The 26,055-nt window shown below is 61.3% G+C and carries 23 protein-coding genes; 8 read left to right on the forward strand and 15 right to left on the reverse strand.

Features of this window, described 5'->3' with window-relative positions:
- Window position 1 precedes the first annotated feature (1 nt).
- Window positions 2-151, forward strand: coding sequence for a cbb3-type cytochrome oxidase assembly protein CcoS (gene ccoS, locus M0H32_RS02465; RefSeq protein WP_152502863.1), 150 nt, complete (start codon window positions 2-4; stop codon window positions 149-151).
- Between the two features lie 83 nt (window positions 152-234).
- Window positions 235-891, forward strand: a complete 657-nt coding sequence (locus M0H32_RS02470; RefSeq protein WP_248150260.1) for a class I SAM-dependent methyltransferase — start codon at window positions 235-237, stop codon at window positions 889-891.
- A 38-nt stretch (window positions 892-929) separates the two neighbouring features.
- Here the strand turns inward: M0H32_RS02470 and M0H32_RS02475 are convergent, their stop codons facing one another.
- The gene (locus M0H32_RS02475; RefSeq protein WP_248150263.1) at window positions 930-1,097 is read right to left on the reverse strand and encodes a hypothetical protein; all 168 of its coding nucleotides are present in this window, start codon (window positions 1,095-1,097) and stop codon (window positions 930-932) included.
- 295 nt (window positions 1,098-1,392) lie between these two features.
- Between M0H32_RS02475 and M0H32_RS02480 the strand changes: the two genes are divergently transcribed.
- Window positions 1,393-1,923, forward strand: coding sequence for a response regulator (locus tag M0H32_RS02480; protein WP_345779314.1), 531 nt, complete (start codon window positions 1,393-1,395; stop codon window positions 1,921-1,923).
- A gap of 186 nt (window positions 1,924-2,109) precedes the next feature.
- Here M0H32_RS02480 and M0H32_RS02485 read toward each other — a convergent pair whose 3' ends face one another.
- On the reverse strand, window positions 2,110-2,343 hold the full coding sequence (locus M0H32_RS02485) for a hypothetical protein (RefSeq protein WP_248150267.1): 234 nt from the start codon (window positions 2,341-2,343) through the stop codon (window positions 2,110-2,112).
- Window positions 2,344-2,537: 194 nt separating this feature from the next.
- On the opposite strand from M0H32_RS02485, the gene aroQ reads away from it, so the two are divergent.
- A complete protein-coding gene (gene aroQ / locus M0H32_RS02490) occupies window positions 2,538-2,981 on the forward strand; it encodes a type II 3-dehydroquinate dehydratase (RefSeq protein ID WP_248150271.1) in 444 nt (147 codons plus the stop codon).
- A gap of 9 nt (window positions 2,982-2,990) precedes the next feature.
- Here aroQ and M0H32_RS02495 read toward each other — a convergent pair whose 3' ends face one another.
- Both M0H32_RS02495 and M0H32_RS02500 read right to left on the reverse strand, forming a co-directional pair.
- The gene (locus M0H32_RS02495) at window positions 2,991-3,743 is read right to left on the reverse strand and encodes a sugar transferase (protein WP_248150274.1); all 753 of its coding nucleotides are present in this window, start codon (window positions 3,741-3,743) and stop codon (window positions 2,991-2,993) included.
- A 272-nt stretch (window positions 3,744-4,015) separates the two neighbouring features.
- Window positions 4,016-5,323 carry a UDP-glucose dehydrogenase family protein gene (locus tag M0H32_RS02500; protein ID WP_248150276.1) on the reverse strand — a complete coding sequence of 436 codons (1,308 nt, stop codon included), beginning with the start codon at window positions 5,321-5,323 and terminating at the stop codon, window positions 4,016-4,018.
- 333 nt (window positions 5,324-5,656) lie between these two features.
- Between M0H32_RS02500 and M0H32_RS02505 the strand changes: the two genes are divergently transcribed.
- Window positions 5,657-7,801: an EAL domain-containing protein gene (locus tag M0H32_RS02505; RefSeq protein WP_248150278.1), complete on the forward strand. Its 2,145-nt coding sequence runs from the start codon at window positions 5,657-5,659 to the stop codon at window positions 7,799-7,801.
- Between the two features lie 6 nt (window positions 7,802-7,807).
- On the opposite strand, the gene M0H32_RS02510 is transcribed toward M0H32_RS02505, so the two are convergent.
- From M0H32_RS02510 to urtA, 6 genes are all read right to left on the reverse strand, one after another.
- Window positions 7,808-9,091 carry an ArgE/DapE family deacylase gene (locus M0H32_RS02510; RefSeq protein WP_248150280.1) on the reverse strand — a complete coding sequence of 428 codons (1,284 nt, stop codon included), beginning with the start codon at window positions 9,089-9,091 and terminating at the stop codon, window positions 7,808-7,810.
- A 226-nt stretch (window positions 9,092-9,317) separates the two neighbouring features.
- Window positions 9,318-10,013 (reverse strand): urea ABC transporter ATP-binding subunit UrtE, encoded by a 696-nt coding sequence (gene urtE, locus M0H32_RS02515; protein ID WP_248150281.1) that lies wholly within the window; start codon window positions 10,011-10,013, stop codon window positions 9,318-9,320.
- Between the two features lie 107 nt (window positions 10,014-10,120).
- Entirely contained in the window at window positions 10,121-10,867 is a 747-nt protein-coding gene (urtD, locus tag M0H32_RS02520; RefSeq protein ID WP_248150282.1) for an urea ABC transporter ATP-binding protein UrtD, read from the reverse strand.
- Between the two features lie 4 nt (window positions 10,868-10,871).
- Window positions 10,872-12,107, reverse strand: a complete 1,236-nt coding sequence (gene urtC / locus M0H32_RS02525; RefSeq protein ID WP_248150284.1) for an urea ABC transporter permease subunit UrtC — start codon at window positions 12,105-12,107, stop codon at window positions 10,872-10,874.
- Complete coding sequence (gene urtB, locus M0H32_RS02530; RefSeq protein WP_248150286.1) at window positions 12,104-13,726, reverse strand: urea ABC transporter permease subunit UrtB; 1,623 nt, start codon at window positions 13,724-13,726, stop codon at window positions 12,104-12,106. Before urtB ends, urtC begins: the two co-directional genes overlap by 4 nt.
- 284 nt (window positions 13,727-14,010) lie before the next feature.
- Window positions 14,011-15,297 carry an urea ABC transporter substrate-binding protein gene (gene urtA / locus M0H32_RS02535; protein ID WP_248150288.1) on the reverse strand — a complete coding sequence of 429 codons (1,287 nt, stop codon included), beginning with the start codon at window positions 15,295-15,297 and terminating at the stop codon, window positions 14,011-14,013.
- A gap of 346 nt (window positions 15,298-15,643) precedes the next feature.
- Here urtA and M0H32_RS02540 point away from each other — a divergent pair, with 346 nt between their 5' ends.
- From M0H32_RS02540 to M0H32_RS02550, 3 genes are all read left to right on the forward strand, one after another.
- Window positions 15,644-19,033, forward strand: coding sequence for a hybrid sensor histidine kinase/response regulator (locus M0H32_RS02540; RefSeq protein WP_248150290.1), 3,390 nt, complete (start codon window positions 15,644-15,646; stop codon window positions 19,031-19,033).
- On the forward strand, window positions 19,023-19,937 hold the full coding sequence (locus M0H32_RS02545) for a response regulator transcription factor (protein ID WP_248150292.1): 915 nt from the start codon (window positions 19,023-19,025) through the stop codon (window positions 19,935-19,937). Before M0H32_RS02540 ends, M0H32_RS02545 begins: the two co-directional genes overlap by 11 nt.
- A 193-nt stretch (window positions 19,938-20,130) precedes the next feature.
- Window positions 20,131-20,853 (forward strand): FadR/GntR family transcriptional regulator, encoded by a 723-nt coding sequence (locus M0H32_RS02550; protein WP_248150294.1) that lies wholly within the window; start codon window positions 20,131-20,133, stop codon window positions 20,851-20,853.
- 30 nt (window positions 20,854-20,883) lie between these two features.
- Here M0H32_RS02550 and M0H32_RS02555 read toward each other — a convergent pair whose 3' ends face one another.
- The 5 genes from M0H32_RS02555 to M0H32_RS02575 form a co-directional block, all read right to left on the reverse strand.
- The gene (locus M0H32_RS02555; RefSeq protein WP_248150296.1) at window positions 20,884-21,687 is read right to left on the reverse strand and encodes an ATP-binding cassette domain-containing protein; all 804 of its coding nucleotides are present in this window, start codon (window positions 21,685-21,687) and stop codon (window positions 20,884-20,886) included.
- Window positions 21,684-22,562, reverse strand: coding sequence for an ABC transporter ATP-binding protein (locus tag M0H32_RS02560; protein ID WP_248150298.1), 879 nt, complete (start codon window positions 22,560-22,562; stop codon window positions 21,684-21,686). The genes M0H32_RS02555 and M0H32_RS02560 overlap by 4 nt, the downstream gene beginning before the upstream one ends.
- Window positions 22,559-23,410 (reverse strand): ABC transporter permease, encoded by an 852-nt coding sequence (locus M0H32_RS02565; RefSeq protein WP_248150300.1) that lies wholly within the window; start codon window positions 23,408-23,410, stop codon window positions 22,559-22,561. Before M0H32_RS02565 ends, M0H32_RS02560 begins: the two co-directional genes overlap by 4 nt.
- A complete protein-coding gene (locus tag M0H32_RS02570; protein ID WP_248150303.1) occupies window positions 23,403-24,413 on the reverse strand; it encodes an ABC transporter permease in 1,011 nt (336 codons plus the stop codon). Before M0H32_RS02570 ends, M0H32_RS02565 begins: the two co-directional genes overlap by 8 nt.
- Before the next feature lie 98 nt (window positions 24,414-24,511).
- Window positions 24,512-26,038, reverse strand: a complete 1,527-nt coding sequence (locus M0H32_RS02575; RefSeq protein WP_248150305.1) for an ABC transporter substrate-binding protein — start codon at window positions 26,036-26,038, stop codon at window positions 24,512-24,514.
- Between the last annotated feature and the right edge of the window lie 17 nt (window positions 26,039-26,055).

A 26,055-nucleotide genomic window follows, 5' to 3' on the forward strand; every position in this document is an offset into this window, starting at 1 on the left:
CATGGATGTGCTGATCTTTCTGATCCCGATCGCGCTGTTTCTCGGCGCGCTTGGCCTTGGCGCATTTCTCTGGTCGCTGAAAAGCGGTCAGTATGACGACCTGGAAGGGGCCAAGTGGCGCATCCTCGATGACGATGATCTGCCGGACTGACAGCAGTGCAATCGGGGGGCAGCACTTGACAGTGCCGCTAAGGCATTCTAGCGGGAGCCTCGTCAATTCTGCGAGGTCGAGGCATGGAACAGTTTCCCGAGGCGCACAAACCTGGTTATGCCGTCTATTCCAGGAAATCCTTGGCCATCTATGACGCCCTGGTTCTGGGCCTGTCGAACAGCCTGATCTGGCGCTGCGCGAGCAAGCATCTGGTCGATCTCTATTCAAGGCACCTGACGGCGGATCACCTCGATATCGGAGTCGGCACAGGCTATTTTCTCGACAAGGCCGTCTTTCCGGTCGCCCAGCCGAAGATCACGCTGCTCGATCCGAACGCGGAATGCCTGGAGGCGGCAGCTGCCCGGATCAGCCGCTATCAGCCCCGGACCGTTCAGGCCGATGCGCTGATCCCCTGGCCGGAAACACTCGGCCGGTTTCAATCCGTCGGGCTGAATTACGTTTTTCACTGCCTGCCGGGTACCATGACGGAAAAAACGGTCCTGCTCGACCATCTCAAGCCGCACCTGGCCCCGGGAGGCACGGTCTTCGGATCGACGATCCTGCAGGGAGACGCACCGCGCTCCTGGATCGCCCGCAAACTGATGGCAGTCTACAATTCCAAGGGGGTCTTCTCCAACGAGGACGACACCCGGGACACCCTTGAGGCGGCCTTGGCTTTGCGGTTTGAGGAAGTTCGGATTGAGATGATCGGCTGTGTCGCGCTGTTCAGCGCAAGATGAAGGAAGCCGAGCCGGTCCGCTTGTGAGGCGGCAGGACGTCAGGACAGGACATTGGACAGGGCCATTCCCGTCGCGAGTAGAACGAGGCCGACGCCGGCAAGCAGCAGCAGGTTGTCCCGCAGGCGTCCGCCGGCGCCTGTTTCTGAGGGGTGAGGCTCGTAAGGGAGCGGTTTTTCTTCCCCAAAAGGGTCGGGTTCCCGTGACATGGTTCTTACTGTTGTTGGCAAGGGCAGCTCATCAGGTTTGTTTTCTTTGCCGCAAGATGACGCTTCAGTTTTGAAAGTCCCGTTAATTTGGCTTCCCGCAAAAGATTAATTCGCTGCAATATTACCAAGGCATGAAGCCGCTCCGTGTATTCCGAAGCAATTGTGCAAGAAGTTGCACTGCCCATGAGTTGTGCCCAGGTTGTGCTGTGAAAACGGGAGGGCGAGCTGTGGAAAAAACGGCTAACTCATTGTTCAGACTTTCATGACAAGACTGGGATCAAACATGGAGGACTAGGTGAGCCTCGATCTTGCCTCGCTGACATTCCTGCTGGTCGAAGACAGCGCCTATATGCGAACCATCCTGCGCACCATGCTGCAGGGGTTCGGCGCGCGCCGTATTGTCGAAGCGGAAGACGGTGCGTCCGGTCTAGAGGCCATGGACCGCGCGAACCCGGACATTCTCATTCTGGACTGGGTCATGCCGATCCTGGACGGCGCCGACATGGTGCGCATGATCCGCAGCCCCAACAATCCCTTCGCCTATATTCCGATCATCATGGTGACGGCCCATACGGAACGCAGCCGGATTGTCGAGGCGCGCCGCCTCGGTGTGCACGAATTGCTGTCGAAACCGATCTCGGCAAAATCGCTTTATCAGCGGGTGTCCAGCGTGATCCTGCATCCGCGCGACTTCATCAAGACGGCAACCTATTTCGGTCCGGCCCCGCGTGAAATCCGCAACCGTCAGAAGATCTGGCAAGGCGGTCCGGGACAGCCTCCCGGTCAGGAAGGCGGCAACGAAGGCGGCATCACCGCGATCGGCTAGTGTGGTGAATTTAAAATTCGCCTCATTGTTGCAGCGACCATCGAAGCGAATTTCAAATTCGAAAACCACACTAGAAACATATGCTTGCTAGTCACCCTTTGGAATCTGAAGCTCGTTCCGAGTGTGCCGGGAAATAAGACGAACTTCAGATTCGGGTGACTAGGTCGTCAATTCAGTGAAATGGGATCAGGCGGCGGACTGTGCGCCGGACCTGCGATCGGCCACCTGATAGGTGGTGCCGTTCTGCACGCTTGTATTCTCGGCTTCAGCGGCATCGGCGAATTGCGCCAGAACGTCGAGATCAACAGTGTAGTGGTCCAGCAGAAATTGAGAGAGCACGTCGATCGGCAGATGTTGATAACCTTCAACCGCCGCCATCAGTGCTTCAAGTGTGTCCAGCCGTTCCCGCTTTACCATCATTTCCCGTTGAGCCGTTCCGTTCGCCCTGGATTTTCATAGTTAATAATGCGTAAAGCCGATCAGCGCAAGGTTATGTCCAGACGATGTTGACGCACCCGGAAACCGTCCACAGGGTTTTGCTGAAAAACGGCGAGAATCTTGGTAAAAACCGCAATCCCGCAGCACGCTGCCACGGCAGCACAAGAGGCAATTTCATGGCACGCAGCATCTACATTCTGAACGGTCCGAATCTCAATCTCCTTGGCCTAAGGGAACCGGAAATCTATGGGGCGCAGACGCTGGAGGATGTGCGCCACATGTGTGAAACGGCAGCTTCCTCTCACGGCATGGAGATCGTGTTCCGTCAGAGCAACGCCGAACACGATCTGATCGACTGGGTTCACGAGGCTCGAGTGCAAGCCGCGGGCATTGTCATCAATCCGGCTGCCTACACCCATACATCGATCGCGTTGCTGGACGCTCTGAAGGCCTGTGACTGCCCGGTGATCGAGGTGCACATATCGAACATCCACAAACGTGAGAGCTTCCGGCACCATTCCTACGTGTCGGCACGGGCCGATGCGGTGATCGCCGGATGTGGTGTTGAGGGCTACGTTCTGGCACTGCAGCGTATGGCGAGCCTGTGTGGCGGAGCCTGATCGGCGGGGTCAGTACCCTCTGCCTTTGAAAAATTCATTGACGATTGTCGCCGCGATGATCCTGAGGTCCAGAAGAATGGACTGCTGGCGAATATAGGCGAGGTCGCATTCCAGGCGCATGCGGGCAGCATAGGCTTCCTTGGTCTCACCACGAAAGCCGCTCACCTGCGCCAAGCCGGTCAGGCCGGGCAGAACCTCGTGCCGAGCCATGTATCTTGGGTCGAAGGTTTCATAGGGAACGCCGGCCGCCAGCATGCCCGGCACATGCGGACGCGGTCCGACCAGCGACATGTCTCCCCTGAGGACGTTGATCAGCTGCGGGAGTTCATCGAAATTGCTCTTGCGCAGGAAGGAGCCGACTGTCGTGACACGGGGGTCGTTGGCCACTGTCTGGCTTACGCCGGACGGGTCGCACTGGTGCAAATGCATGGTGCGGAACTTCAGCACGGTGAAAGGAGTTCCATTGCGCCCGTAGCGTTTTTGACAGAACAGGACCGGTCCGCGGCTCGTTGCCTTGATTGCAACTGAGATTGCAACGAAGAGGGGAAAAAGCAGAAGCAGACCCGCTGTGGCGCCGGTCAGGTCGAGCGCTTTTTTCATGGCGCTGTTGAGGGCGCGGCTCGGGCGGTTCCTGCGCGTCCGCCGTGCCGCGGTCCCGCCGATAGCCCCGGCTGCCAGACCGCCCCAGACGACGTAGCCTGCGAGGTTCAACGCCTCGCGGCTGTGGTCTTCAGCACCGTAGGAAACTGTTTCGTCTGCCAAATTACGCCAGCCTCAACCCGTTACGCGCTACAAGGGGATGTGCAAAACCATCATATCCGGCCGTATTCTTCAGCGCTACGATATCGTTAATACTAGGTTAACGAGAACCGGAAAATTGTTGTCTATTAAGGATTTGGTTACCATGGAGGCGGCGCGGGAGCAATAAACCAGAGTCAAAAGTGATGTGAAAAATTGGTAACATTTAAAAAAAGCGCCAGATTGTAGAAATCCGGCGCCTCTTATTCAGGTTGTATTTGCAAGCTGGCTTGGTGTCAGTAGCTACGACCGACGCTGGTATAGTCAAACCCTTTGGCGGCCATGTAATCCGGCTTGTAAATGTTCCTGAGGTCCACGACCTTGGGTGCGTTGACTAGGGACTTGACACGATCCAGGTCCAGAGCGCGGAACTGGTCCCACTCGGTGACGATTACAACCACGTCCGCGTTTTCAATGGCGTGATAGGGGCCGTCACAGAACATGACGCCCGACATCAGCTTTTCGGCTTCTTCCATGCCGGCCGGGTCGTAGGCACGGATTTTCGCGCCGGCACTCTGCAGTTTTTCAACGATGTCGATGCTCGGCGCTTCACGCATGTCGTCCGTGTTCGGCTTGAAGGCGAGACCCAAAAGAGCGACGGTCTTGCCGTTGACGTCGCCGCCCAGGAAATCGATCACCTTGTCGGCCATCTTCTTTTTGCGCGCGGCATTCACTTCGATGACGCTGTCGACGATTTTAAGGCTGGACTGGGCATCGGCCGCGATCTTGGAAAGAGCCAGCGTGTCTTTCGGAAAACACGAACCGCCATAACCGGGGCCGGCGTGCAGGAACTTGCCGCCGATCCGGTTGTCCAGACCGATACCGCGCGAGACTTCCTGCACATTGGCGCCGACCTTCTCGCACAGGTCGGCAATCTCGTTGATGAAAGTGATCTTGACGGCAAGAAAGGCGTTGGCGGCGTATTTGATCAGTTCCGACGTGCGCCGCCGGGTGACGATGATCGGCGTCTCGTTCAGATAGAGCGGCCGGTAAAGCTCCTGCATCACCTCGACAGCCCTGTCGCTGTCTGTGCCGACAACAACCCGGTCGGGGCGCTTGAAGTCGTTGATCGCCGCGCCCTCGCGCAGGAATTCCGGGTTGGAGACCACCGCAAATTCGGCGTCCGGGTTGGTTTTTGCGATGATCGCCTCAACCTCGTCACCGGTTCCGACCGGAACGGTCGACTTGGTGACGATCACCGTAAACCCGTTCAAAAGACCGGCAATTTCTTCCGCCGCCGCATAGACATAGGACAGGTCCGCATGGCCGTCCCCGCGCCGTGTCGGTGTGCCGACCGCGATAAACACCGCGTCGGCTTCGCGGATCGCGTCACTCGGATCGGTGGTGAAAAACAGGCGCTCTTCGGCAACGTTCTTTGCGACCAGCTCCCGCAGACCGGGTTCATAGATCGGGATCTGGCCCGCGTTGAGCGCATCGATCTTGGATACGTCTTTATCGATGCAGGTCACCACGTGACCGAAATCTGCAAAACATGTCCCGGATACCAGACCGACATAGCCGGTTCCAATCATTGCAACGCGCATTCTAATGTTCCTGCTTCTGGTCGTCTTTCCGGCATGGGCCGGCCGCCATGAGGATGACGAAGTGTGCAGGGATTACATCCCTGCGGAGGAAATTGCCAGACCCGAAGTCGGCCGCGCCGTCAATTTGCCGCTTCCAAGGCAGCGCCGGCGTGTCCCAAGGCTTTGCAAATGCGGCACCAACGCCAGAAATCATGGCAAAAATACGAGGAGGGTATTTGTTAAGAGGGCGTAATATAAAAGAAAAAGATCAAGCTTCCAGGTTCCCGCCTTAGTAAACAGCCGTTTTTTTTGGGCGTGTGGGTTGTGAAGGCAAAGTTTAGACAGGGCCCGATTTTGAAGATTGACGTCATCGGCTTCGCGGATGTCTTGAGCCGCATTCCCATGCTCAACGCCCTGCAAAGGGGGCTGGCACTTACACTGCCGTTGATCATGGTAGGTGCCTTGGCGCTTCTCTTCCAGCATCCGCCCTTTCCCGAACTGAAGCCTTTCTTCGCAATCCTGTTCGGTCCGCAGTTTGACACGGTCCTGTCGATCCTTGTGTCCTCGACCTTCGGCATCGCCGCGCTGCTGGCCATGTGCGGCTACGCTTATGTCTATTCAAATCTGAGAAACACCCGCGAAAGCACTCCGATTGCCAGCCCGGTTCTGGTGGTCATGGTCACGGTCACGTGTTTCTTCGTGCTGGTCGCGCCGACGGAGCAGGCGACGCTCCAGGCCGCGATCTCTCTCAGCTTCGGATTGCCGGTCGCGCTTCTCGTGGCCATCGGCTCGACGGAAGTGTTTCTGCGTCTGGCAAGGATGCAGGTGTTGCGGATCAAGTCGAAGTCGATCGGCCAGGAAGGCATGATCGGCGACGTCTTCACCATCATGCCGGCCGCCGGTCTGACCATAATCCTGTTCGCCATCCTCAAGGCCGTGCTGTTGAGCCTGGGCTCAACCGATGTCGTAGCCGATCTCAACGGTACCTTGGCGAAGACCCTGACATCCGGTGCAGACACGCTCGGCTTCGGTCTGACCTATATTATCGTTTCGCAGGTGTTCTGGCTGTTCGGCATTCATGGCCCCAATGTTCTGCAGGCTGTCCAGGATTTGCAAATGGCCCCGGCCAGCATCGCCAACAACATCGCCGTCATCGACGGGAAGCCACCGGAATTCATTTTTACGTCTCAGTTTTTCGATCTTCTGCATATGGGAGGATCGGGTGCGACGCTCGGACTGATCATCGCCATGCTGCTGGTCAGCCGGTCCCCAAGCACACGCAACTTCGCCCTTCTGGCCGCCTTGCCGGCGCTCTGCAATGTCAACGAGCCGCTGCTTTACGGCTTGCCGATCGTTCTCAACCCGATATTCGCGCTGCCGTTCCTGCTGGTGCCGGTTGTGAACACGATTGTGATGTATCTTGCCATGAGCACCGACTTCATGCCTCTGACTGGTCATCAGGTGGCCTGGACAACGCCCGCGATCATCAACGGCTATGCGGTGACCGGTTCGGTGAACGGCGCGCTTGTCCAGGCCCTCTGCCTTTTGATCAGCGTTGTCGTCTATGCGCCCTTCGTTCGCTTGTCGGAGCGCGTTGCGGCGCTGAAAGGGCAGGCGGCCCTGCAAAGCCTGCTGGTTATTACCGAGCAGGGCGATAACAGGTCGGCTGGAAAGCGGTTGTTGTCACGGACTGGCGACCTCGGGCGCCTGGCGTTGAGCCTTGCGGGCGATCTGGAAATCGCCGTTAAACGGCGCGGACACCTGTTTCTGGAGTATCAGCCGCAGATCTGCCTGCGCAGCGGCCGGGCCTTCGGGGCCGAGGCCCTGCTGCGCTGGGATCATCCGGTTCACGGGCGGATCCCGCCGCCGGTGATCATCCAACTCGCCGAGGACCTTGGCATCATGCCGGAACTCGGAGATTTCGTGCTGGATCTGGCCTGCGCGCAGCGCAAGGACTGGCAGGGCAGCGTACCGGACGACTTCATGATCGCGGTCAATGTCGCTCCGGCCCAGATTTTGAGCGGCACTTTGGACCAAAGGGTGTTCGCACGTCTGGACGCCCATTTTCTGCCGACCCATGTTCTGATGCTGGAAATCACCGAATCCACCATGCTGATTCCCGATGACGCCGCTCTGGCATCGCTGGAGCGTATGCGTGAACACGGTGTCCGCATCGCACTCGACGATTTCGGAATGGGGCACACGTCACTGAGATATCTGCGGGCTCTCCCGCTCGACGAAGTCAAGATCGACCGCTCACTGACCCAGTCCGATCAGGGCGAGGTCAGCGGACACATCATCAGCTCGATCCTGGACCTCAGCCGCAGCCTGGATTTCAGCACCGTTGTGGAAGGGGTGGAATCGGAAGACCAGCTCGCGCGCCTGCAACGTCTCGGCTGCACCCGGTTTCAAGGGTATTTCTTCAGCCGTCCGCAGGCACCGGACCAATGCCTGGCCTTCATTCGCTCCCTGGCCGAGAAGGCCGAACGGGCCGCCTGAAGTCGCTTATTCCGGAGCAATGCCGCACCAGCCGGCCGTAAACAGGGCGATGGTCTTGGTAACCCGCTTCAGGGACGGCAGGCTCACGCATTCGTCGATGCCGTGTATGTTTTTCGACAAAGGACCATAGGTGAGGGACGGGATGCCGCAATGGTTCATATAGAGCGCGGCGTCAAGGTAGCAGGCCATGATGGAGCGCTGAAGGCTTGTTCCGGCGACCGCACCATGCGCGGCTGCCAGCAGCTTCTCGGCGTCCGTTCCTTCGGCGAGCCGGTAACCGGCCTGGCAGGTGCCGGTCCATTCCAGGCGCGGGTTTGCCTTTTCAAGGCGCGGATCCAGGGATCCGAGTCCGTTCAGGGCCTGTTCGAACGCTGCCATGCGGTCCTCGGGCCGGTCGCCGGGATAAAAGCCGATCCGGCCCTCGAAAGTGCATTCGAAGGGGATCGACGACTGCCACTCCCCGCCCGAGATCGTGCCGATATTCATACTGGCGGGATTGGACAGCTTGTCGAAGCCTGCGTGATCGAGCCTCTCGGCGTTCCAGCGCGCCTCAAGACCCCGTAGCTCCTTGATCACCAGAAAGGCGGCCTCGATGGCGCTAAGACCGGAGTCCGGTTCGCGCGGATGGGCGGGAACGCCCTGGACCGTGATCCGGAACTTGATGACGCCTGAATTGGCATAGGTAAGCTCTTCGTCGGTCGGCTCGGGGATCAGCACCGCATCGGCGCGCGCACCACGCTGGATGGCTGCTGCCGTGCCGTTGCCGGTCACTTCCTCGTCGATCACCGACTGGACTTCCAGCGGCGCCTGCAGCCGGAACCCGGCCGCTTCGATGGCATCGACCGCAAAGAGATTGGCAGTGAGGCCTGCCTTCATGTCGCCGGCGCCACGGCCATAGAGCCAGTCGCCGACGCGTGTGGCGGAGAAGGGCGGGTGGGTCCAGAAGTCCGGATTCGCGGTCGGCACCACATCCACATGGGCGTTCAGGATCAGCGAGCGGCCGGAGGAGGTCGCAGGCGTTTTCCGGCCCGCGACATTGAAGGTATCGGCATAATCGATTGTTGCCGGCGAATAGGCCGGGTGATCCTTCAGCACGGCCACATCAAGCGGATAGGTCTCCACGTCATACCCGCGTCCCTTCAGAGCCTTTTCGACAATCCCCTGCACACCGGCTTCCTCGCCGCGCAGCGACGGCGCTCGGACGATGTCCTGCAGAAAGTCGACCTGGTCCTCGAATTGAGCGTCGACGGCGGCGGTAATGGCGGCAATGGCGTCTTGAGACAGGGGCATGGGAATCCGGCGTGATCGAAAAGAGGCGGGTGATTTGCTCGCACCCTATCAATCACGCATCGCACGTCAAATCGCGGACGAGGCCAAACAGGACTGCGTCATCCTGAGGAGGACCGCAAGGTCCGAATCGAAGGATCGGCCACTTGCTCCGGAGCGTGTGGCCCATCCTTCGAGACGGCGCTTGGCGCCTCCTCAGGATGACGCTGAAGTTTGCTTGATCTCCTGATCAAACCGTCAGAAAGCGCCGGACCTCCGTTTCCGACAGATCCGCGCCACTGCCGGAGAGCACGATCTCGCCGCGGTCCATCACCGCATAGCCGTCGGCCAGGTCACGGGCGAATTCGAAATATTGTTCCACCAGAACGATCGCCATGGTGCCCTGGTCGCGCAGCCACGAGATCGCGCGGCCGATATCCTTGATGATCGACGGCTGGATGCCCTCGGTCGGTTCGTCCAGGACCAGGAGCTTCGGCCGGGTGACCAGTGCCCGGGCGATTGCTAGCTGCTGCTGCTGGCCGCCGGAAAGGTCGCCGCCGCGCCGTGACAGCATGTCCTTCAGGACTGGAAAGAGCTCGAAGATCGTCTCCGGGATGAACCGCTCCTTGCGCGGGATCGGCGCGTAGCCGGTTTCCAGGTTCTCCTTGACGCTCAGCAGCGGAAAGACCTCGCGACCCTGGGGCACGATGGCGATCCCCTTCTTGGCCCTTGCATGGGCAGGCAGCGCCGAGATGTCCTCGCCGTCCCAGAGGATCTTGCCGGCGCTGATGCCATGCTGGCCCGAGACGGCCCGGAGCGTCGAGGTCTTGCCGACGCCGTTACGGCCCATCAGGCAGGTCACCTTGCCGGTCTCGGCGGTGAGCGACACCTTCTTCAGCGCCTGCGCCGCGCCGTAATGGAGATCGATATTGTCGACTTGCAGCATGACTTCAGACCTTAAAGGTGGCGAACGTGCCTGGTTTCTCGTCTGTCATCCCGGTCTTGGCATTCAGCCAAACCGGGATGACAATGGTTAGGGATCACCATGGTCACTCACCGCCCCAGATAAACTTCAACGACCCGCTCATCGGCTGAGACGTGGTCGAGCGAACCTTCGGCCAGGACTGAGCCTTCGTGGAGGACCGTGACCTTGACACCCAGGGAACGCACAAACACCATGTCGTGCTCGACCACGACGACCGAGTGATCATTGGCAATATCTTTCAAGAGTTCTGCGGTTTCAGCCGTTTCCGCGTCGGTCATGCCGGCGGCGGGTTCATCGACCAGAAGCAGTTTCGGATCCTGGGCGAGTAGCATGCCGATCTCCAGCCACTGTTTCTGGCCGTGGCTGAGATTGGCCGCCAGTTCGCCGCGCTTCGGCCCCAGCCGGATCAGGTCGAGCAGATAGTCGAGGCGTTTCTTCTCGCTCTGCGCGATCACGTGAAAGAGCGTCGCGAACGGTCCGCGCGGGGCCTTCAGGGCGAGTTCCAGATTGTCTAGAACCGTGTGGCTTTCAAAGACGGTCGGCTTCTGGAACTTGCGGCCGATGCCGAGTTCGGCAATCGAGGCCTCGTCTTCGCCGGTCAGGTCGACGGTGCCGTTGAAATAGACCTCGCCCGAATCGGGACGGGTCTTGCCGGTGATCACATCCATCATCGTGGTCTTGCCGGCGCCGTTTGGGCCGATGATGGCACGCATCTCGCCGGGGGCAATCGTCAGCGACAGCTCGTTCAGCGCCTTGAAGCCATCAAAGGAGACCGACACGCCGTCGAGGTAAAGCAGGCTGTTGGATCTGGCCATCTGATCACTCCGCGGGCTGGGCTTCGGCATCGGCCGGAAGGCGCGAAGCGGCTGGTTTCGGGTGGATCTTCGCCGGTGCGCTCGGAGACTGCGGCGGTGCGGGCGGTTCATCGGACCCGGCTTCATAATCGGCCGACACCTTGCGTTGGCGCAGCGCGCTCCAGCCCTGGGAGAGCGTTCCGACAATGCCTTTCGGCAGGAACAGGGTGACGACGACGAACAGGCCGCCGAGGGCGAACAGCCAGATGTCGGGCAGGGCGGCGGTGAACCAGGTCTTGGCGAAGTTTACCAGAACGGCTCCGAGGACGGCGCCGACCAGCGTGCCGCGGCCGCCGACCGCCACCCAGATCACCACCTCGATGGAATTGGCCGGGGCGAATTCACCCGGATTGATGATGCCGACCTGGGGCACGTAGAGCGCACCGGCGATGCCGGCCATCATCGCCGACAGTGTCCAGACGAACAGCTTGTAATGCTCCACCCGGTAGCCGAGGAAGCGCGTCCTGCTCTCCGCGTCGCGCACCGCCACCAGCACCTTGCCGAGTTTCGACCGCGTGATCGCCCGGCAGAGGAGAAAACACAGGACCAGCGCCAGGCCCGAGGCTGCAAACAGGCCGGCGCGGGTCGTGTCGGCTTGAATGTCAAAGCCGAGAATGTCCTTGAAATCCGTCAGGCCGTTATTGCCGCCAAAGCCCATGTCATTGCGGAAGAAGGCAAGCAGCAGGGCGTAGGTCAGTGCCTGGGTAATGATCGACAGATAGACCCCGGTGACGCGCGAGCGGAAGGCGAACCAGCCGAAGACGAAGGCGAGCAGACCAGGGACCAGCACCACCATCAGCGCGGCGAACCAGAACATGTCGAAGCCGTACCAGTACCAGGGCAGCTCCTTCCAGTTCAGGAACACCATGAAATCCGGCAGGATCGGGTCGCCATAAACCCCGCGCGTGCCGATCTGGCGCATCAGATACATGCCCATGGCATAACCGCCCAGGGCGAAGAAAGCGGCGTGACCCAACGAGAGAATGCCGCAATAGCCCCAGACCAGGTCCACGGCGAGTGCCAGCAGCGCATAGGTGAGATACTTGCCCATCAGCGTGACCGCGTAGGTCGGCACATGGAAGGGGGACCCTTCCGGGACCAGCAGATTGCCGGCGGGCACAAGGATGATCACGGCCGCCATCAAGGCGAGGAAGATCCCCGCGCGGGTGTCCATGGCGCGGAAAAGGAAGGAGGACATCATGCTTCGACTGCCCGGCCCTTGAGGGCGAACAGGCCTCTTGGACGCTTCTGGATAAAGAGAATGATGAAGACGAGCACGAAGATCTTGCCGAGCACGGCGCCGGCATAGGGCTCGAGGAACTTGTTGACCACGCCGAGCGTCATCGCGCCGACCAGCGTGCCCCACAAGTTACCGACCCCGCCGAAGACCACGACCATGAAACTGTCGATGATGTAGCCCTGACCGAGGTTCGGCGAGACGTTGTCGATCTGGCTGAGCGCAACTCCGGCAATGCCGGCAATGCCGGAGCCGAGGCCGAAGGTGAGGGCATCGACCCAGGGGGTGCGGATGCCCATGGAGGCGGCCATGCGCCGGTTCTGGGTAACGGCCCGCGTATAGAGACCGAAGGGGGTCTTTTTCAGCACCAGCATCAGTCCGGTAAAGACCAGCATGGCAAAGACAATGATCCACATGCGATTATAGGTGATGGTCATCTGGCCAATCTCGAAGGCGCCCGACATCCAGTCCGGATTGCCGACTTCCCGGTTGGTCGGGCCGAACAGAGAGCGCACGGCCTGCTGCAGGACTAGGGAGATGCCCCAGGTGGCGAGCAGCGTTTCAAGCGGGCGGCCGTAGAGCCAGCGGATCACGCCGCGCTCGATGGCGACCCCGACCGCGCCGGAAACCAGAAACGCCAGCGGCAGGGCGATGAACAGGGAATAGTCAAAGAGGCCCGGTGCGGAGGTGCGGATCAGTTCCTGGACCACGAAGGTGGTGTAGGCGCCGATCATGACCATCTCGCCATGGGCCATGTTGATGACCCCCATGACCCCGAAGGTGATCGCAAGGCCGATGGCGGCCAGGAGCAGCACGGAGCCGAGCGAGAGGCCGTACCAGATGTTCTGTGCCGCATCCCAGGCGGCGATGGATTTCTCGATTTTTACGATAGCTCTGCCCGCGGCGTCGCGCACCGCGCCCTCAGTCGAGGCTTGCGTTGCAAGCAGCAGCGACAGCGCATCCCGGTTGCCCATGTCGGAAAGGGTCTGGACCGCGTCCAGTTTCTGCGCCTCGTCCATGCCGGAATTGAGCACCGCGGCGGCCCTGGCCTCTTCCATCACCTTGCGCACGCCAACATCGGTCTCGGCGGCGAGCGCTGCATCAAGCGCCTCGATGCCGTCCGGGTCCTGGGCCTTGAAAATGGCTTCAGCTGCCTGACGGCGAACTTCGGGATCGGGGGCCCTCAGCGTCAGCGAACCGAGCGCGGAGCGGATCACCCGGCGCAGCTTGTTGTTGACCTTGATCTTCGAGACTTCGCGCCGGCCTGCTTCGCCAGCCGTTTCCAGCGTCAGCGGATCGGTCAGCTTGTAACCCTTGCCGTCCTTTTTGGTGATGAACACCAGGCCGTCGGACTTGCGGACATAAAGATCGCCCTCGCCAAGCGCCTCAAGCGCGGGGGCAACCGCCGGATCGCCCGTGGCTGCCAGCGCTTCAATCTGTTTCTGGGTCTGGTCGTATTTGCCGTCCGCCAGCTCGTTGATCAGCGGGCGCAGGGTATCCGGATCGGACTGGGCGACCGCCGGGCCAGCGAGAACGCCGGCGATCAGCGCGAAGAGAAGAAGAATTGGTCTTGCCAGGGACATCGTGTCCGCCTTGAAGATTGGAGATTTCGGTCGCCTGTCGGCGGTATTTTTGCAGGGAACCCCCACCCCTAACCCCTCCCCACAAGGGGGAAGGGGGATGACGCCCCGTTTGCCAAAATGCCGTGCTTCGATTTTCCATCTCACCATGGAAGAAAAGCATCTCGGCGGTTTCGGCGGTGTTCCCCTCCCCCTTGTGGGGAGGGGTTAGGGGTGGGGGGCTTCTCCGGTAAAGAACCGGGAAAAGGGGACGGGCTAAAGAGCCCGTCCCAACTCCGTTTCCTCCCTTAGGACCCGGAGCCGCCGCATTTGCCGGTGGCGGTGTTGAAGTTGCCGCAGGAGAGCGGCGCGCGCCAATCGGAGATCAGGTCCTTGGAGCCTTCCAGATAGTCGGACCAGGCATCGCCCACGACCAGGCCGGAGGTTTCCCACACGGTTTCGAACTGGCCGTCATCCTGGATCTCGCCGATCAGCACCGGCTTGGTGATGTGGTGGTTCGGCATCATCGCCGACATGCCGCCGGTCAGGTTCGGAACGCTGACGCCGACAATCGCGTCGATGACCGCGTCCGGATCGGTGGTGCCGGCCTTTTCAACGGCCTCGACCCACATGTTGAAGCCGATGAAGTGGGCTTCCATCGGGTCGTTGGTCACGCGTTCCTCGTCGCCGATAAAGGCGTGCCAGGCGTCGATGAACTCAGCGTTGATCTCGGTGTCGGCGGATTGGAAATAGTTCCAGGCGGCGAGGTGACCGACCAGCGGGCCGGTGTCGAGACCGGCGAGTTCCTCTTCACCCACGGAGAAGGCAACGACCGGAATATCTTCGGCCTTGATGCCGGCATTGCCGAGTTCCTTGTAGAACGGCACGTTGGCGTCACCGTTGATGGTCGAGACCACAGCGGTTTTCTTGCCTGCAGAGCCGAAGGCCTTGATGTCGGACACGATCGTCTGCCAGTCGGAATGACCGAACGGCGTGTAGTTGATCATGATGTCTTCTTCGGCAACGCCCTTGGCCTTCAGGTAGGCTTCCAGGATCTTGTTGGTCGTGCGCGGATAGACATAGTCGGTGCCGGCCAGGACCCAGCGCTCCACGCCTTCTTCGTTCATCAGGTAGTCGACGGCCGGAATGGCCTGCTGGTTCGGCGCGGCGCCGGTGTAGAAGACGTTGCGCTGGCTTTCCTCCCCTTCATACTGCACCGGGTAGAACAGCAGCGAGTTCAGTTCTTCAAAGACCGGCAGCACGGACTTGCGCGAGACGGACGTCCAGCAGCCGAAGACGGCATCGACGCCGTTGACTTCGATCAGCTCACGGGCCTTTTCCGCGAACAGCGGCCAGTCGGAGGCCGGGTCGACAACGACCGCTTCCAGTTTCTTGCCGAGCAGGCCGCCCTTTTTGTTCTGCTCGTCGATGAGCATCAGCATGGCGTCTTTCAGCGTGGTTTCCGAAATTGCCATCGTGCCCGACAGCGAATGCAGGATACCGACCTTGATGGTGTCTTCCTGGGCGGACGCGCCGCCAATCATTGTGGAGGCCATCAGGCCTGCCAGTGCGAAGGATGTGAGTGTCTTTTTCATGGATGTTCCCCTTTTCGTGACGTCACCGGTTCCCGGGCCGGTGAAAGGCGGCAGGAAGGAGCGCCGCTGTCGGGAACGGATCGTGCGCCGGAACCTTTGCACTGCAACATACGTCAATTGACGTAATCGGGCCTGTGGAGGCCTTTGGCACACTTGAGGTCATTCCGGCACGAAATGTGCTGTGAGGAAGGCTTGGCGCAATTAACGGGGCGAAAGACCACGGCATGGCAGAAAGCGATTGCCAAAAATACAGGCAGTTGATGAAAAGAGTGGCAGGGAGCGTCGAGGGTCTTTGTCCCGGATCGGGGATGGGGAGGGATGCGGTCCGCCCGCTTCCTGCGAACTCATGACCGCCCGTCAGCGCATTCTGCCGGTCCGGCGGCAATACAACAAATGGGTCAACAACCAGACCCTTGAAGACTATGCCCTGCGCTTCACCGCCAAGAGCGCACGCCGGTTTTCCTCCCGCGCGATCTCGCAGACGGCCATCGGGGCAATCTCCTTTCTGGCGCTGGAAGCCATCGGCGGCGCGATCACGCTGTCGCACGGCACGGCCAATGCCTTTCTCGCCATCCTGGTCGGCAGCCTTGTGCTGCTCGTGGTCGGTTTGCCGATCAGCCGCTATGCCATGCGCTACGGGGTCGATATCGATCTGCTCACCCGCGGTGCCGGCTTCGGCTATATCGGTTCCACGGTAACATCGCTGATCTATGCCAGCTTCACCTTCATCCTGTTCGCGATCGAGGCCTCGATCATGTCGAGCGCGCTGGAATTCGCCTTCGGGCTGCCGCTCTGGCTCGGCTATGTCGTCAGTGCGGTCGCGGTGATCCCGCTGGTGACCCACGGCATCACCTGGATCAGCCGGTTTCAGCTGGCCACACAGCCTTTCTGGATCATTTTGAACATCCTGCCGTTTATCTTCATCGTTTTCACTGACTGGCAGGCGGTCGGCAGCTGGCTGACATTCACCGGGATCGATCCGGCCACACAGATGCCGAAGACGGGTGTGGGCGGCTGGGCCAGCATCAACCTGGTCAGCTTCGGCGCCGCCTCCGCCGTGATCCTGGCGCTGATGGCGCAGATCGGAGAGCAGGTGGACTTCCTGCGTTTCCTGCCCGCCCAGGATTTCGCCCGCCGCCGCCACCGGCTGGCGCTGTTCCTGGCCGGTCCCGGCTGGGTGTTGCTTGGCGCGCCCAAGATGATCGCCGGGTCGTTCCTGGCCGTGCTGGTGCTGTCGCACGGCGTCCCGGTCGGCCATGCGGACGAGCCCTCGCGCATGTACACGGTTGCCTTCGGTTACATGATCCCGAACGAAACCGTGGTGCTGCTTCTGATGGCCGCCTTTGTGGTCGTTGCGCAGCTCAAGATCAACGTCATGAACGCCTATGCGGGCTCGCTCGCCTGGTCGAATTTCTTTTCCCGGCTGACGCATTCCCATCCGGGACGGGTTGTCTGGCTGGTGTTCAATGTCGGCATCGCACTCTTGCTGATGGAACTCGGCATCTACCGCCTGCTCGAGGAAACACTCGGCGTCTTTTCCATTGTGGCCATGGCCTGGCTCTCGGCCATTTCCGCCGATCTTTTTCTCAACAAGCCGCTTGGCCTGTCGCCGCCGGGGATCGAGTTCAAGCGGGCGCATCTTTATGACATCAACCCGGTCGGTACCGGAGCGATGCTGCTGGCGACAGCACTCTCCCTGGCCGCGCATTTCGGCCTTTTCGGTGAAGCCGCCGCCGCCCTGGCGACATTTCTCGCCATGGCAATCGCCTTTGTTGCCGCGCCGGCGATCGCCTGGGCGACCGGCGGCCGGTTTTATCTTGCTCGCAAGCCGCGCCAGAGCTGGCAACAGAAAGACCAGATCGCCTGTTCCATCTGCGAGAACCCGTTCGAGCCGGAGGACATGGCCTATTGCCCGGCCTACCAGGCGCCGATCTGTTCGCTGTGCTGCTCGCTCGATGCCCGCTGCCGCGACAGCTGCAAGCCCAAGGCAAGGGTGGCGCACCAGGTCGGCACCGTCGCCGCGCTTGTGTTGCCGGAGAGTATCCTTGCGACCTTCCGCTCAAGACTTGGCCGCTATGCACTGACCTCCGTTTTCTCCATAACCGGTATCGGACTGGTGCTCTGGGTCATCTACGAACAGGCGGCCAGCCGACTGGGAGATCCGACGGGCATCATTGCCCAGACCGTCGCGCTGATCTTCTTTGTCTTTGCAGTCGTCGCCGGCATCGCTTGCTGGTTCCTGGTGCTCGCGCATGATACGCGCCGGGTCGCGGAGGAGGAATCGGCCCGCCAGAACGCCCTGCTGCAAAAGGAAATCGATGCCCATAGCGTCACCGACGCGGCCCTGCAAAAGGCCAAGGAGAATGCCGAAGCGGCCAACCTTGCCAAGAGCCGCTATGTGGTCGGCCTCAGTCACGAGTTGCGCACGCCGCTCAACGCCGTGATGGGCTACGCGCAGGTGCTGGAGCGCGACGACAGTCTGCCGGTGGAGCGCAGGCCCGCGATCAGCACGATCCGGCGCAGCGCGGAGCATCTCTCCGGCCTGATCGATGGCTTGCTGGACATTTCCAGGATCGAGGCCGGGCGCCTGCAGATCTATTCCAACGAGATCAACATCCACGAATTCCTCGACCAGATCGTCGACATGTTCCGCATGCAGGCGGCTTCCAAGGGCCTCGGCTTCAGCTATCAGCGTGCGCCAAACCTGCCGGTTTTCGTGCGCACGGACGAAAAGCGTTTGCGCCAGATCCTGGTCAATCTCCTGTCCAATGCGATCAAGTTCACGGACAAGGGCTCTGTCTCACTGAAGGTCGGCTACCGGTCTCAGGTCGCAAGTTTTGTCGTTGATGACAGCGGCCCGGGCGTGGACCTTGAAGACCAGACCAAGATCTTCGAGCCCTTCGGCCGCAGCAAGGCCGCGAGTGGCAAGCGTGTGCCGGGTCTCGGTCTCGGCCTGACCATCACCAAGCTCCTGACAGAAACCATGGGCGGCGCCATCGCGCTCGCCAGCGAACCGGGCAAGGGCGCCTCGTTCGAGGTGCGGTTGATGCTGTCCGGTGTCGACCGCCCCGTGGACACCATCCGGCTGGAAAAACAGGTCCGCGGCTACGAAGGGAAAAGGCGTACGATCGCGGTGGTCGACGACAATCCCGATCACCGGGCGCTCGTAAGCGATATTCTGAAACCCATCGGTTTTGCGGTTGTTGAAGCCGATAGTGGGTACGCCTGTGTCGACACGGTGGCGCCATTGTCGCCCGATCTTTACGTGATCGATATTCTGATGCCGGGCATGAATGGCTGGGAACTCGCCGAGGCCCTGCGCAAGCGCGGCGAAAAAGCACCGATCATCATGCTCTCGGCCAATATCGGCGACCAGAGCCTGCGCCCGGAAGGCCCCGCCCACCATTCCGCGACGCTTGCCAAACCCTTTGCGATTGGTCAGCTCTACGACCTGTTGCAAAAGCATTTGGGCGTGACCTGGACCGAACTGGCGAACGGGCAGGAAGCATCGGAGGCGCCCACCGGACCCTTGCGGTCGCCCGGGGCTGTTCATGTCGCTGACCTGATGTCTCTTGCCGATATCGGTTATGTTGAAGGGATCGAGGCAAAATTGAACGAGTTGGCGGCAACCCCCGAAAACCAGCCCTTGATCGAAGAACTACAGGACCATCTCTCCCGGTTCGATTTCGACAGTTACAGAAACGTCCTGAGCGAACTGGAAACCCATGACGGATGAACGCCGCGATACGGTCCTGGTGGTGGACGACAGCCCCGAAACGCTCGGTTTCGTCACCGAGGCGCTGAAGAAGACGGGGATTGCCGTTCTGGTTGCCACCAGCGGCGAGGCGGCGCTGAAGATCTGCGAAAAGGTGACACCGGACACGATCCTCATGGACGCGGTCATGCCCGGTCTCGACGGCTTCGACACCTGCCGGAAGATCAAGGACAGCCAGGCGCTTCAGCATGTCCCAGTGATCTTCATGACTGGGCTTTCGGAGACGGAGCATATTGTCCGGGCGCTGGAAGCGGGCGGCGTGGACTTTCTGACCAAGCCGATCGATGTCGACGAGCTGAAGGCCCGGATCAAGGTGCACCTGAAGAACGCCCGCTCCGTGCAGAGTGCTCATGTGGCGCTCGACGCCGCCGGCCGGCACCTGGTGGCGGTTTCAGGGGAGGGGACGGTGCTTTGGTCGACCCCTCAGATCCACAATCTGCTGTCCCGGACCGGCGCCGCGGAGACCAGCCTGTTCCGGCTCGGCCGGGCGCTTGGCGACTGGCTGGACAGGTCCTCGGAGGGTGAAGGGCGGCGCAAGAGTTTCATGCTCGGCCTGTCGGAGGAGCTGGCCGTTCAGCTGCATCCCTTGGGACGCGTGGGACCTGACGAGAACCTTTTCCGGGTGACGGCGGAAGACGAAGCCGGCCAGGTGCAGGCGCTGCAGGAACGCTTTGAACTGACCCAGCGCGAGGCGGAAGTGCTGATCTGGATCTCCAAGGGCAAGTCCAACAAGGATATCGGCGAGATCCTGGGCCTGTCTCCGCGCACGGTGAACAAGCATCTTGAGCAGATCTTCGTGAAGCTTGGCGTCGAGAACCGTGCGTCTGCCGCTGTGCGCGCCGCGGAAGTCATCTTTGCCCTGTGATTTTTCAATCAATTTTCCGATTTGACGCGCGTGACGACCTTCCCCTCGGGAAGCATCGCTCGACAAGACCCGCGCCTTGGCCTATGCATGCATTGGTGCGCGGTATTAGCCAAAAGGATAAGACAGGGTATGCCGCGCGCTGAGCCGCTATAACAAAGAAATGCCCGCGGGATGGGGCTAGAGGAGCGTGGCTATGACGGAATTTCGGGAGGTTCGGCGCACATCGCTTTTGCCGGATCAGATTGCCGCCGACATCATGTCAAAAATTACAGAAGGGCAGCTGGTGCCGGGGGACACGTTGCCGACCGAGCACGCGCTCGCCGGAACATTCGGTGTCAGCCGCAACGTGGTGCGGGAAGCCATCGCCCGGCTGCGGTCGGATGGCGTGGTCGAATCGCGCCAGGGGCGCGGCGCGGTGGTGAAGCCGATTACAGAGCGCGAGACGTTTCGGGTCGACATCCAGGCGCTCGGCAAGTCCGGCAATCTGGCGGACCTGTTCGAATTGCGCGGGCTCCTGGAAATCGAGGCGGCGGGGCTTGCCGCGGTGCGCCGGACGTCGCTCGATCTGGAAGACATGGGCAAGGCGATCGCGGAACTGGACGGGGAACTCCATTTCGACGAGCGGCGCCTGGAAGCGGACGCCGCCTTTCACCGCGCCGTCGGCAAGGCGACCGGCAATGCCTATCTCTATGGCATCATCTGCTACATCTCCTCGCGCCTCAAGGAGACGGCGCGCGTTACCTCCGATGTCTATGAAAAGGACGATCTCCTCCAGGTGACACGAGAAGAGCACCGCAGGGTTCTGAGAGCGATCGAGGCCGGTGACCGGACCGGAGCCCGGACGGCCATGGCAGCTCACATCAGCGGCGCCTCGGAACGCCTGAAGGTGCCGGTCAGGTCCGTTAGCCGGCTCTAGGGGCCGGACCCCAGGGGCAGAACACTGGTTCTAAAACCACGCCTGCGCCGGATCGGGCAAGGGGATGGCGTCGAGCAATGTGCGGGTATAGGCGGCCTTCGGATCTGCGAAGAGCGCCGGTGTTTCGGCATTCTCGACGATCTCGCCCTGATAGAGCACAAGGATGCGCGTGCACAGACGGCGGATCACCGAGAGATCGTGGCTGATGAAGGCGAGCGTCAGGCCGAGGTCCTGGACCAGGCTCTCCAGCAGGTTGAGCACCTGCGCCTGGGAGGAGACGTCCAGCCCGGAAACGATTTCGTCCGCCAGGATGAAATCCGGTTTCAGCGCGATTGCCCGGGCGATGCCGACCCTCTGTCTCTGTCCCCCGGAGAGTTCGTGCGGATAGCGTGAGGCGAAGGACCGCGGAAGGCCGACCATGTCGAGCGCCTCGTCGACCCGGCCCTTGACGTTGTCCAGTCCCTGAAGTTTCAGCGGGCCTGCAATGATGCCGCCGACCCGCCGGCGCGGATTGAGCGAGGACATCGGGTCCTGGAAGATCATCTGGAAACGGCGGCGCAGCGGCCGCAGTCGGTCCTCGCCCAGATGCGTGATATCCGTGCCTTCGAACAGAATGGCGCCGTCATCAGGCTCGATCAGCCGGATCAGCGCGCGGCCGAGTGTTGACTTGCCAGAGCCGGACCCGCCGACAATGCCGAGGACCTCGCCCTTCGGAATGTCGAAGGTCAGACCCTTCAGAACATCGATACGCGGAGCGGCTCCCAGAAGCGGCTTTTTCGACATGTCCGGGAAAGACACCTTCAGGTCTTTCAGTTGGTAGATCATCTCGCTCATGCGCGCACCGTCCCCATTTGCCCGGCGTCAAAGGCGGCAATTTCCGCTTCGACCGCCTGGATCACGCTGTCGGGCACAGGTGTCAGCGATCCATCCGGGTCGGTGTATTTCGGTGTCGCGGCCAGGAGGGCGCGGGAATAGGCATGAGACGGACCTGCGAAAAAGGCCTTGATATCCGTTTCTTCGATCACCTTGCCGGCATAGAGCACTGTGAGCGATTGGGCGATCTTGGAGACGACACCGAGATCATGCGTGACGAACAACAGCGCGGTGCCGTGGCGTTGCTGCATCTCGCGTATCAGCTTCAGGATCTGCTTCTGGACGGTGACATCGAGCGCGGTGGTCGGCTCGTCCGCAATGATCAGCTTTGGCTCGGCGGCAAAGGCCGACGCGATCAGGATGCGCTGGCGCATGCCGCCAGACAGTTCGTGCGGATAGGCTTTCATCACCCGGTCCGGCGCCTGGATATGCACCTCCTCCAGCAGCTCCAGTGCCCTGGCTTCGGCCTCGGCGCGCTTCCAGCCGAGAATGTCGACCAGCCGGTCGGTGATCTGAGGGCCAACCCGGCGTGACGGGTTGAGCGCCGTCAGCGGATCCTGCGGGATCAGGGCAACCCGGGCACCGATGCGCTGACGCCTGGCTTTGGGTGACAGGGTCTCGAGATCCTCGCCGTCGAGCTGGATGCTGCCTCCGGTCACTTTGGCGGCGCGTGGCAGAATGCCGAGCACGGCCTTGCCGATCATGCTCTTGCCGGCGCCGCTTTCGCCCACCAGGGCACGGACTTCTCCGGCGGCGACATCCAGCGACACGCGCCTCAGCAGGGGCGCGCCGTTGGCCAGCGAGACGTTCAGGTCCCTGATCGAAAGAAAACTCATCGTAGCACCGGGTCGAAATGTTCTTTCAGGCCTTCCCCGAACTGGGAGAAGCTGAGCACGGTCAGAAACAGGGTGAAGAGCGGGAACACCAGCACCCACCAGGCCTGGTAGATGGAGGCACGCCCCTCGGCGATCATGCCGCCCCAGGTCGGCTGGTCGGTCGAGATGGAAAGGTTCACGAAGGAGAGGATCGCCTCGACGATGATGGCAATGCCCATTTCCAGCGTCAGAAGCGCGACGATCGTCGGCAGCACGTTGGGCAGGATCTCGGTCATTGCCGTGCCAAGACGGCCGCGGCCGGCAACCTGCGCCGAGGCGACGTAGTCCATTGCGCCCTGGCTCATCGCCTCGGCGCGGACTACGCGAGCGAAGCGGGTCCAGTCGATGACGACAATGGCGACGATCACGGAGGTCAGTCCCGTGCCGATGACGGCGATCAGCAGGATCGCGAACAGGACCGGTGGAAACGCCATCCAGATGTCGATGAGGCGCGAGATGATGAGATCGGCCCAGCCCCGGAAGAAGCCTGCGATCAGGCCGAGCGTCGCCCCGATCAGGCAGGTGAGCGTGCCGGCGACCAGCGCCACGATCAGGGCAAGACGCGCTCCGTAAAGCATACGGCTCAAAACGTCGCGGCCGAGACTGTCGGTGCCGAGCAGAAAGGCGGGATCCGAGCCCTGTTCCCAGACCGGCGGCAGGCGACCGGCAAACAGATCCTGGGCCAGCGGATCGTGCGGGCTGATCAGGGGGGCGAAAATTGCAGCGAGCACCAGCAGCGCCAACCAGCCACCGCTGAGCCAGAGCCTGACGCCCGGAAGGCGGCGGATTTGTCCTCTGGCATCAAGCATGACGGAGCCTCGGGTTCAGGGCGGCATAGGTCATGTCGACCACCAGGTTGACCAGCGTGAACAGGAGCGCGAACACCAGCACGATGCCCTGGATGAGCGGCAGGTCGCGGTTGATGACCGCGTCGATGGCCATGTTGCCGAGCCCCTCATAGGAGAACAGCCGTTCGATGATCACCGTGCCGCCGATCAGGAAGGTGAACTGCACGCCGATCAGCGTCAGGGTCGGCAGGATGGCATTCGGCAGGGCGTCGCGCAGGATGATCGAGCTTTCCGAATACCCCTTGGTTCGGGCGAGCGTGATGTAGTCGTCGTGCATGCATTCCTTCAGGGATTGCTTCAACAGCTGCAGGATGATCGCGGCCAGTGGAATGGCGAGCGCGAGGGCCGGCATCAGCATGTGGGCGATCAGGTCTCCAACGACGTTGAACTGCAGCCGGGCGAGTGCCTCGAACAGGTAGAAGTTGGAGCCGAACTCGAAGCCGAGCGAGGGCGAGACGCGGCCGGAAATGTGAAACAGCGGCCAGAGCACGCCGAGGACCAGGATCAGCGCCAGGCCCCAGAGAAAGTCGGGCAGGGAGAGCGCAACGCCGCCGGCGACATCGATGCCGCCCTCGATCTTTGTGCCCCGGTAAAGCGTTGCGGTCAGCGCCGCGGCACCGCCCAGGAAAACGGCGATCAGGAGCGCCAGGATCGACAACTCGAGCGTTGCGGGCAGGCGGCCTATGACGAGGTCATAGACCGGCTGGCGCAGGGTTATGGACATGCCGAAGTCGCCCTGGACGACATTGCCGATCCAGATCCAGAACTGCTCGAGTATGCTCTTGTCCAGGCCGTAAAGCGCCTTGAGGCGATCGATATCGGCATCGGTCGCGCCGGGAGGCAGCATCATGGCAATCGGATTGCCCGGCACCACGCGGATGACGACAAAGACGATGACGGCCGCGCCCAGGAGCGTGACCAGGGTGGTAATGAGGCGCGTGATCAACGCGCGCGCAATCTGCATGTGGGCCGGCCCGTATTCCGTTCAGAAAAAACCGCCGCAACGCTCCGGGAGCTCGGAACAGCTTGAGCGCTGCGGCGTAGGCGGGGTGTGTGGCTGTATCAGGACCTGGTCATCAGGGCCGGTAGCAGCGCGCCGGAGGCGTGCGGTGTGACCTTGACCTTGTCCGAATGCAGGATCGGCTGCACATACTGGATCAGCGGAATGACCAGGGCATTGTCGGCTATGAACCGGTCGACCTCCTTCCAGCCGGCAATGCGTTTGTCCTCGTCGACCTCGCCCCAGAGCGGCAGGATCTTCTGCATCAGGTCCTCGCCGTCCCAGACGGAATGGGGCGAGGGGCCGAACATGGCAAAGCCTGTCGAAGTGGTCGGGTCACCGATGGCATTGCCCCAGTTGTAGAAGGCGGCCGGGGCGAGCGTGTCGGCGGCGCGCAGCTCGTAATGCTTGGCGATTTCGTAGACTTCGATCTCGGCCTCGATGCCGATCTTGCGCCACAGGCCGACAATCGCCTGGATGATCTCGTAATCCTTGGGCTTGAAGCCGCGCGTGGTCTGGATCTTGAAGGAGACCGGGTTATCCGGGCCGTAACCGGACGCCGCCAGCAGTTCCTTGGCCTTCTCCGGATCGTATGGCACGGTGATCGACGGGTCATAGGCCGTGTAGTCGGGCGTCTGCAGCGTGTCGATCGGCACACCGTAATTCGACAGCAGCCGCTCGATGATGGTCTTCTTGTCGATGGCGTGGGCCATCGCCTTGCGCACATTCGGATCGTTCATCGGCTCGATATCGTTGATGAAGATCATGCCGATATCGGAGATCGGCGTGGCCGTGCCGACGATGCCGTCCTGTTCCTTCAGCCGGTCGAATTCCTCATAGGGCATTTCCAGGGTGACATGGGCGTTGCCGGACATGACCTCGAAGGTGCGGCTGGAGGCGTCGGTGACGAACTTGATGGTCACCGTCTTGAACTCCGGCGCACCGCCCCAGTAGTTTTCGTTGGCTTTCAGGCGGACAAACGCATTGCGCTCGAACTTGTCGACCATGTAGGGGCCGGTCCCGATGGGCGCGGCCTCGAAGCCGTCGGCGCCGACTTCTTCATAGTATTTCTTCGGCATGACATAGCCGGTCAGGAAGCTCATCCACTTGAAGATGGTCGGCTCGTATTCCTTGACGTCCGCGGTGACGCGGTTGCCGTCGATCGAAAAATTGCCGATCTTGCCCCAGATGAACTGGATCGGGTTGCCTGTGTCGGAGCTGCCGGCGCGCTCAAGCGACCAGACGATGTCTTCCGGCGTCAGCGGGTCGCCATTGTGCCAGGTGACGCCCTCGCGCACATCCATCCAGACCTTGGACTTGTCCTCGTTCCAGCCCCAGTCGGTGAGAATGCCGGAGGCAAAGCTCAGGTCCGGGTTCTGGTGGATGAACATGTCGAACACCGACTGGTAGATGCCCTGGATCGTCGGGTTCACCGCCGACGGGCCGACGGTCGGGTCCCAGCTCGGCAGGTTGACGTTGTAGGCGATCACCAGTTCCTCGATGTCATTGGCGAAAACCGGTGTTCCGACGGCGGTCAGCATGCCGCTGACGGCCGCACTTTTCAGCAATGTGCGTCTTGATACTGTCATGGTTTCAGTTCCCCATC

Origin of the sequence: Roseibium sediminicola (assembly GCF_023156505.1) — a bacterium.
Classification (GTDB): Bacteria; Pseudomonadota; Alphaproteobacteria; order Rhizobiales; family Stappiaceae; genus Roseibium; species Roseibium sediminicola.

Bases quoted from the DNA above. Each gene is read 5' to 3' on its own strand.
- M0H32_RS02570 (WP_248150303.1), bottom strand. From the start codon at position 24,413: ATGCAGATTGCGCGCGCGTTGATCACGCGCCTCATTACCACCCTGGTC.
- M0H32_RS02485 (WP_248150267.1), bottom strand. From the start codon at position 2,343: ATGATGGTAAAGCGGGAACGGCTGGACACACTTGAAGCACTGATGGCG.
- urtB (WP_248150286.1), bottom strand. From the start codon at position 13,726: ATGTCCCTGGCAAGACCAATTCTTCTTCTCTTCGCGCTGATCGCCGGC.
- M0H32_RS02550 (WP_248150294.1), top strand. From the start codon at position 20,131: ATGACGGAATTTCGGGAGGTTCGGCGCACATCGCTTTTGCCGGATCAG.
- M0H32_RS02555 (WP_248150296.1), bottom strand. From the start codon at position 21,687: ATGAGCGAGATGATCTACCAACTGAAAGACCTGAAGGTGTCTTTCCCG.
- M0H32_RS02540 (WP_248150290.1), top strand. From the start codon at position 15,644: ATGACCGCCCGTCAGCGCATTCTGCCGGTCCGGCGGCAATACAACAAA.
- M0H32_RS02500 (WP_248150276.1), bottom strand. From the start codon at position 5,323: ATGCGCGTTGCAATGATTGGAACCGGCTATGTCGGTCTGGTATCCGGG.
- M0H32_RS02575 (WP_248150305.1), bottom strand. From the start codon at position 26,038: ATGACAGTATCAAGACGCACATTGCTGAAAAGTGCGGCCGTCAGCGGC.
- M0H32_RS02475 (WP_248150263.1), bottom strand. From the start codon at position 1,097: ATGTCACGGGAACCCGACCCTTTTGGGGAAGAAAAACCGCTCCCTTAC.
- M0H32_RS02470 (WP_248150260.1), top strand. From the start codon at position 235: ATGGAACAGTTTCCCGAGGCGCACAAACCTGGTTATGCCGTCTATTCC.
- M0H32_RS02565 (WP_248150300.1), bottom strand. From the start codon at position 23,410: ATGCTTGATGCCAGAGGACAAATCCGCCGCCTTCCGGGCGTCAGGCTC.
- urtD (WP_248150282.1), bottom strand. From the start codon at position 10,867: ATGGCCAGATCCAACAGCCTGCTTTACCTCGACGGCGTGTCGGTCTCC.
- ccoS (WP_152502863.1), top strand. From the start codon at position 2: ATGGATGTGCTGATCTTTCTGATCCCGATCGCGCTGTTTCTCGGCGCG.
- urtC (WP_248150284.1), bottom strand. From the start codon at position 12,107: ATGATGTCCTCCTTCCTTTTCCGCGCCATGGACACCCGCGCGGGGATC.
- aroQ (WP_248150271.1), top strand. From the start codon at position 2,538: ATGGCACGCAGCATCTACATTCTGAACGGTCCGAATCTCAATCTCCTT.
- urtA (WP_248150288.1), bottom strand. From the start codon at position 15,297: ATGAAAAAGACACTCACATCCTTCGCACTGGCAGGCCTGATGGCCTCC.
- M0H32_RS02510 (WP_248150280.1), bottom strand. From the start codon at position 9,091: ATGCCCCTGTCTCAAGACGCCATTGCCGCCATTACCGCCGCCGTCGAC.
- urtE (WP_248150281.1), bottom strand. From the start codon at position 10,013: ATGCTGCAAGTCGACAATATCGATCTCCATTACGGCGCGGCGCAGGCG.
- M0H32_RS02545 (WP_248150292.1), top strand. From the start codon at position 19,023: ATGACGGATGAACGCCGCGATACGGTCCTGGTGGTGGACGACAGCCCC.
- M0H32_RS02560 (WP_248150298.1), bottom strand. From the start codon at position 22,562: ATGAGTTTTCTTTCGATCAGGGACCTGAACGTCTCGCTGGCCAACGGC.